The sequence below is a fragment of the Streptomyces sp. NPDC006207 genome, assembly GCF_040613835.1.
GTDB lineage: Bacteria > Actinomycetota > Actinomycetes > Streptomycetales > Streptomycetaceae > Actinacidiphila.
Window position 1 is genome coordinate 1 of record NZ_JBEXSX010000132.1, and the last position, 6,342, is coordinate 6,342.

Genomic DNA, 6,342 nt, shown 5'->3' on the forward strand with positions numbered 1-6,342 from the left:
AGCGGCACGGTGGCCACGCTCACCAGCACACCGCCCAGGGCGCCCAGCAGGACCTGCGGCAGCATCTCCAGCACCGCCAGCCACTGCCGCTGACGTCCCGTCATCCCCATCGTCCGCAGCCGCGCCAGCAGCGCCTTGCGCTGCGGCGCGTTGTGCAGCAACGACAACAACAACGCCAGCGCGCTGAAGCCCGCGCTGGTGACGATCGCGGCCAGGTAGACGCGTTGTGCGCCGGACTGCAGGGCTGAGATGCCGTACGCCGTCCGCTCCTCTGACCGGAGCGTGACCTGCGCGTGCCGCGAGGCCTGCCGCACGACGGCACGCAACTGCGGACCCCGCAGGGCCGATCCTGTGACGAGCAGGGTCGTAGGAGCCGACAGTTGCGGGGCCGCCCGGGCGTGCTTCCGTGTCATGTCGAGCGCGGAGACGACGACGAACTCGCCGCCGCCCAAGGCCGGAGTGACATCTCGGATGGCGACGGCCCGTATCGGGGTCCGGCCCGCGGAAGAACGCACATTCCCCATGCCCTGCTTGAAAGCACGGGCCAGCCCCGGCGAAACCACCGCCGGCAACGGCTCCCGACCGCGGCCGGCAAGCGTCGGGAACGGAGCGCCCGTGCCGGTGCTCGACACTACGCGTCCGTACTGTGCGGGATCCGCGATGACCAGGCTGTACCTCACACCGGACGAAGTCGACAAGTCCCTCTCGATCCGCACCGCCGACGTATCCCGCACGCCGTGGACCTCGCGTACTCGTGACTCCAAGCCGGCAGGCAGCCCGGTCGACGTCTCGACGCGCGCGTCGGCGCCGACCGCCCGCAGGGCGGCCCTGTCGCGGCCTTCCTCGACACCGGCAAGGACGGACCCACCGAAGGCGGTGACCGCGAGCGCCACCAGCAGCGCCATGAGCGGCAGAGCGGACATCGACGGGGCTCGACCGGCACGCGCCAGGCCCAGGTGCAGCACCGCCCCGTCGAGCCGCGCGAAGGGCGGCGCCAGCAGCCGCAACGGCCAGGGGTACAGCCGCAGCAGCACCAGCGCGGCGACCACTGCCACCAGCACGGGCGCCGCGGCAGTCAGCACGTCCGCGGCACCGTCCGCCGTTCCGCGTTGCCGCAACGCCACCACCGAACCGATCACGATCACCGTGACGGTCAGTTCCGCCACGACTCGCCGCCGTGCGGCTCGTACCCGGGTGAGGTCGGCGCGCCGGGCGGGCATGGGACGCACGGAGATGGCCACCGCACGCAGCGGTAGGGCGAGCGAGGCGAAGGCCCCGACCAGCGCCCCCAGCAACACCGGCAACCCACGGTTTTCCGTCGGCACGACAGTCAGCGCGAGCAGCACACCGGCCGCCGCACTGGGAATCGCCGGCAGCGCGCTCTCGGCCAGCAGCCGGCCCGCAAGTACCCACAGGCTGATGCCCCGGGCCCGCAGCAACGACAGCTCGGATCGCCGACGATCGACCAGCAGAGCCGCGGCCATCAGGAGGACGATCCCGGCAACCGCCGCCACACCCACCATCGCGACGAGGACCAGGGGTTCGGCCGCCGTGCGTTGCTCGTCGAAGGAACCCAGCAGCGCCGACAGGCCGTCTTCGGCGATCTCCCCCATGTACGGTCGGCTGTCGCGCAACTCCGCTGCGTCAGGCCCGGCAATGAGCGAGTCGAGCTGGTCGCGCAGCGCGGGAACGTCGCGGACCTTCACGAGGCCGGCGTCCGCAGGGTGGTGGAAGTACACGGTGGCTCCGTCGCCGAAAGCGGTCAGCCCCTGCGCGTCCTCGGGAGAGATGAGCACCGTGAAGTGCCAGTACTGCTCGGGGCCGCCGCCGGGTGGGCCGGCCCGGCTGTTCAGCTTCGGCGCGCGCAGATCTTTTTCTGCGTTCCAATAGGGCGCCTCCGGCCGAACGGGGTGGATGATCCCGGTGATCCCGACCGTCAGCTCCGCGCCGTGTGAGTCCAGCAGATGGAGTTCTGAACCAGCGTGTAGTCCCATGGTGCCGGCGGTACGGTCCGTGACCACTGCCTCGACGCGGCGGGGATCGCCCAGTCGTCGGTAGAGCCGACCGTCGACCAGCCGGGCATGGGTGGTCAGGTCGGGTTGGGCGACGACGGTGCTTTGCGGGTCCACGGTTCCCGTGGGCCGGGGCAGTGCTCTGTCGCCGGCCTCGAAGGGCGCGAGGGACCGCACGCCGCTGACCATGTCCCTCGTCGTGAGGACGGTGGACAACGGAGGGTGGAATATGCTCCGGATGCTTTCCTCGTCGCCCTTCAGCGAAGCGGGGCTGACGAGGCCCACCTCTCCCCAGCCCGCGTTGAACGACGTGCTGACACTGCGTCCGGTCACCGACGCCTGGGACAGCCTCTGCAGGAGTGCCTCGTTCTCGTACGCCGCGACGGCGCCTGGCAGAATCGCCGTCACGAAGGCGGTTCCCAACACCAAAACGGCCAGGGCCAGAGCCGCACCTTGAGCGGCCCGCAGCCGAGAGCGGATCAGGGACACGTCGCCGCCGCGCGGAACGTGGGACTTAGCCATCAGTTTCCTTCAAAGGGTGCACCGGCCTTGCCGGATAGGGAATCGAAGGCCCGCGAGGAACGCCCTGGTGTTGCCGGGGCACGTACCTCACACGTAATCGTGAGCTCCAAGGCCTGGGGATCTTCCGCAGCCGGCGTCCGAATGTTCGTCGCGTGGTCGTGACCAGCGGGTCATTGCTCCCCCCGGCCGCGGAGTGCCCGAACCGGGTCGGCGAATCGCCCGGCCATCAAGACGACGAGCAGCAAGGACACGCCTGTCACCAGGAGCAACAGCGTGCTGACGGGGCCGGAGGGAAGCTCGACCAGGACACCGGGCACCGGACTCTCCGCCCGCGACGTCAGCACGATCGGCGGAACGACCATTGTGGTGAGCAAGCTGCCGAGCAACGCGCCACTGCCCGCCGCGATGAGCACCAGCAGCCCCTGTTCGGCAGCCACCACGCGGATCAGCGACCGACGCGAAGCCCCCAGCGCATGGAGTTTGGCGAGATCCTGCAGCCGTTCTCTGACCGCGCCGATGGCGGCCACGCAGAAGCCGGCCAGGGCGAGTACGACCGCGGCGAGCACTGCCACAGGCAATGTGGACAGCGGACCTGCGCCGAGGGGGTCGTCCTGAAACTCGGCCTGCTGCTCCGCGCGGACGATGACGGAAGAAATGTCGCCGCGGTCGCGAAGTGCGCTTGCGACCCGGGCAGACGAGCCGGGTCGTACGGCGACCCACCATTCGTCCGGCTCCGGACCAGGCAGGTCCATGGCGGTCAGGACCCGGCTCGCGGTGCGCAGGTCGAGGAGCACCGCGCCTCCGTCGTCGGCGGCAGACCCAGCCGCCGTGGTGGGCAGTGCGCGCAGGGCCGCCGAGATGCGGACGCTGAGTTTCGTCCCCCCCATGTCGAGGAGCACTTTGCTGCCGACCTGGGCATTGGTGGCCCTCAAAAAGGCGTCGGTGGCGGCTGCCGGCACCGACTCGGGAGCCGGCGGGGTCGCCGACACCGTGACCGATGCGGCGTAGGACAGGAACGTCTTGGAGTTCGCACCTGTGTCGTAGTCGACGGCGAGGAGGGTGTCACGGCCGGACCGTGGGGGCTCTCCGGGCAATCCGGCCTTGTGGCTCCCCCTGATATTGGTGACGTCCAGGAACTGGCGAATCCGGGATGTCCATGTCGTGTCGGCCTGCGGTGTGAGATGCCTGACTCCGCCCTCGACGTCGACGGCGTCCACCGTGCCGATCGTCAGGCGGTGACGCGCCGCGGACTTGGGCATGCCGTATTCGGCTTTCAGGGTGGTGATCCGCAAAGGTCCGGCCGACCCTGCGTCACGTGCCCGACCCGTCTCGGCGCCCAGATTCGCGTCCAAGGTGTGCACCCGGCCGTCGGCGATCACTTCGCCGAGATAGAACGTGTACAGCACCCCGTAGCGGTCCGTGAAGGTCGCCCAGAGCCGATCGGCGACCCTGGTCGGCTTCGCCCGGCCGTGGGAGTCCCGCGACTCCAGCCGGACGGCGAATCGCAGACGGTCCGTGTCGGGCGGCACCACGAATCCGACGTCACGCGCCCGGCTGTCGTCTTCGGGACGCAGCGTCCGCAGGGTCTCCACCAGGGGGCGTTCCGCCAGATCCCCACGTAGCCGCATGATCCCGGCCGCCGCCGTGGTGTCCATGGCGAGTACCGTGGCCGTCCTGTCACGGGGCAGGGCCACCTGGGTACGGGAGGCCGGTGTCACTGCCGCGACGCCGGCCAGATGGTCGTACACGCCGCCTTGCCCTAGCGGCGGAGTCGTGGAACCGGTGACACGGATGTCGGAACCCACGGCGAAGTCGGCCTGGTCCTTCTGCGAGCGGGTCCAACTGCTGTTCTCGCCGATCGCGAAGATACTGATCGACAGGGCCAGGACCAGCAGCAGGACCGGGGACGCCCCCCGGCCGGGGCGGCGTGCCAGCTGCCAGCCCACCAGCGACGCCGACAAGCCATGGGCCCTGGCCGCCCGCCGTTCTCCGAGCCGTACTGCAAGCGGCAGAAGGCGCAGGGCGAGCACCGCGCCTGCCAGCAGGCAGATCGCCGGGGCGACGACCAGCACCGGGTCGAGTCCCAGTTCGCCGGTGGTGTCGGTGGTCAGCGTCCCTGTCGCCGCCCCTCTGCGCGACAACTGCCAGTACGCGAGTCCCGCCACGACCGCAAGCCCCACGTCGGCGCCGGCCCGCACGGCTCCCGGAAGTGCACGCTGCCGCCTCCGCGCCGCCTGCTCAGCCGCATAGGAACTCGATGCTCTCAACGCGGGCACGACAAGGGACAACCCGCACACCGAAGCTGTCAGCGCCGCCATGCCCCAAGCGGTCGCCGGCTGGGCCTCCAGCCGTACTCCCGTCCGGCCCAGCGCGCCGTACCCGGACAACAGCCCCATGACCGGGCGGTTCAGGAACGGGGCCAGCACCGCGGCAGGTACGACCAGCAGCAGGCTTTCGGTGGCCGCCAGGCCGACCATACGGGTGCGTGAGCCACCCCGAGCCCGCAGTTGCGCGGCCTCCTCGGCACGTTCCGCCGTGAGCATCCGGGCGACCAGCAACAACGAGAACGCGGCCAGTAGCGTCAGCTGCGAGGCGCTGATCAGCAAGGTCGACCTGGTCACCAGCAGTGTCCTGCGCAACTCCTGTAGCAGCCCCGGCAATTCGCTGCTCGCCGCGATCGACCCATCGGTCGACATGTGTTCCAGACGCCGTGTCGCCTCGCGGACTCCGGCGCTCACGCGGCCGAAGCGCGCCGTCGTGATCGCCGAGAAGTCGGCGTGTGCCTGCCAGGCCATCTCGGCGGCGGGGACGGCCCCGGATGCGAACACCTGCGGATCGACGAGCATGGGCCCGTACGTGGTGAACGACAGCGTCCGAATGCCGCGTCCCCCCGTAGGGTCGATACGCCAGTACGGCGCCGTTGGATCGACCGGCCGGAAGATCCCCGTCACCCGGACCGTGAGTGTGGTGTCACGGAGCCGGTCCGAGAGGGTCACGATCCGCCCGGTGCGGACCTTCAGCGCCGACGCCGCTGTCTCCGGCAGCGCGACGGGAAGCGGCTCACCGGGGGTGGGCCTGCCGGGAAAGACGCCGTCCACCATGCTCACTTGGGCACGGTCCAACGTGGAGAGAAACGTCAGGTCCGAGTCGTCGCCGCGCGCCGGACCTGACCGCAGCGCTTCCGGCAGTCCGTAGGCACGCGAGCGGGTGACCGCCTTCGCCTCGACCGGCAGGCCGTCGTACGCACCGGCGACCGTCGCGCGCACGCCGTGGTCGACGGCTGTTCGGTCCTCGCCCTCCACGTCGGCTGTCACCTCGATCAGCGTCCGGGCGGCGGACTGCTCCTGGAGCGCGCGCCGGATTCCTGCCTCGCCAACAGCGTCGCTGAACGCCGCGAGGGCCGTCACGGCGCAGGTGGTGAGGAGCACGGACAGGACCGCGGCGCCGATCAGGAGACGGTGCGCACGCAGGCGCAGAAGTACGAACCCGTTCATCTCAGCCCCGCCCCGGTCACGGCTTGACCGACGGGGTGACGCGAGGCCCGGTACTCCTGGCAGCCTCCGACTCCAGTGAATTTGTTGCTATTTCTCCTGCTTTGGCTATGCTGCCCGCCATGACTGAGATAGCGCTGGAACGGCGTGAGGGCCCGGGGGGCGACGGGGCGGCCTCCGAGGCGATGGTGGTGGTCGAGGACCTGGTGCGCACCTTCGGTGCCGGGGACACCGCGGTGCACGCCCTGGGCGGGGTGTCCTTCTCCGTGGCCCGGGGTGAACTGGTCGCGCTCAAGGGCCGCTCGGGCTCGGGCAAG

2 protein-coding genes and 1 pseudogene are annotated in these 6,342 nt (G+C 70.4%); 1 reads left to right on the top strand and 2 read right to left on the bottom strand.

What is annotated here, in order from left to right; translation table 11 throughout:
• Together ABZ312_RS44755 and ABZ312_RS44760 are read right to left on the bottom strand one after the other, a co-directional pair.
• A partial coding sequence (locus ABZ312_RS44755; protein WP_500440202.1) for an ABC transporter permease family protein occupies nucleotides 1-2,534 on the bottom strand: 2,534 nt, incomplete at its 3' end.
• 170 nt (nucleotides 2,535-2,704) lie between these two features.
• Complete coding sequence (locus ABZ312_RS44760; protein ID WP_500360746.1) at nucleotides 2,705-6,028, bottom strand: FtsX-like permease family protein; 3,324 nt, start codon at nucleotides 6,026-6,028, stop codon at nucleotides 2,705-2,707.
• 119 nt (nucleotides 6,029-6,147) lie between these two features.
• Between ABZ312_RS44760 and ABZ312_RS44765 the strand changes: the two are divergent.
• Nucleotides 6,148-6,342: pseudogene (locus ABZ312_RS44765) on the top strand (ABC transporter ATP-binding protein); the annotation flags it as partial.

What these genes read in the sequence shown, in the direction of transcription:
- ABZ312_RS44760 (WP_500360746.1), bottom strand. Translation starts at nt 6,028, where the DNA reads ATGAACGGGTTCGTACTTCTGCGCCTGCGTGCGCACCGTCTCCTGATC.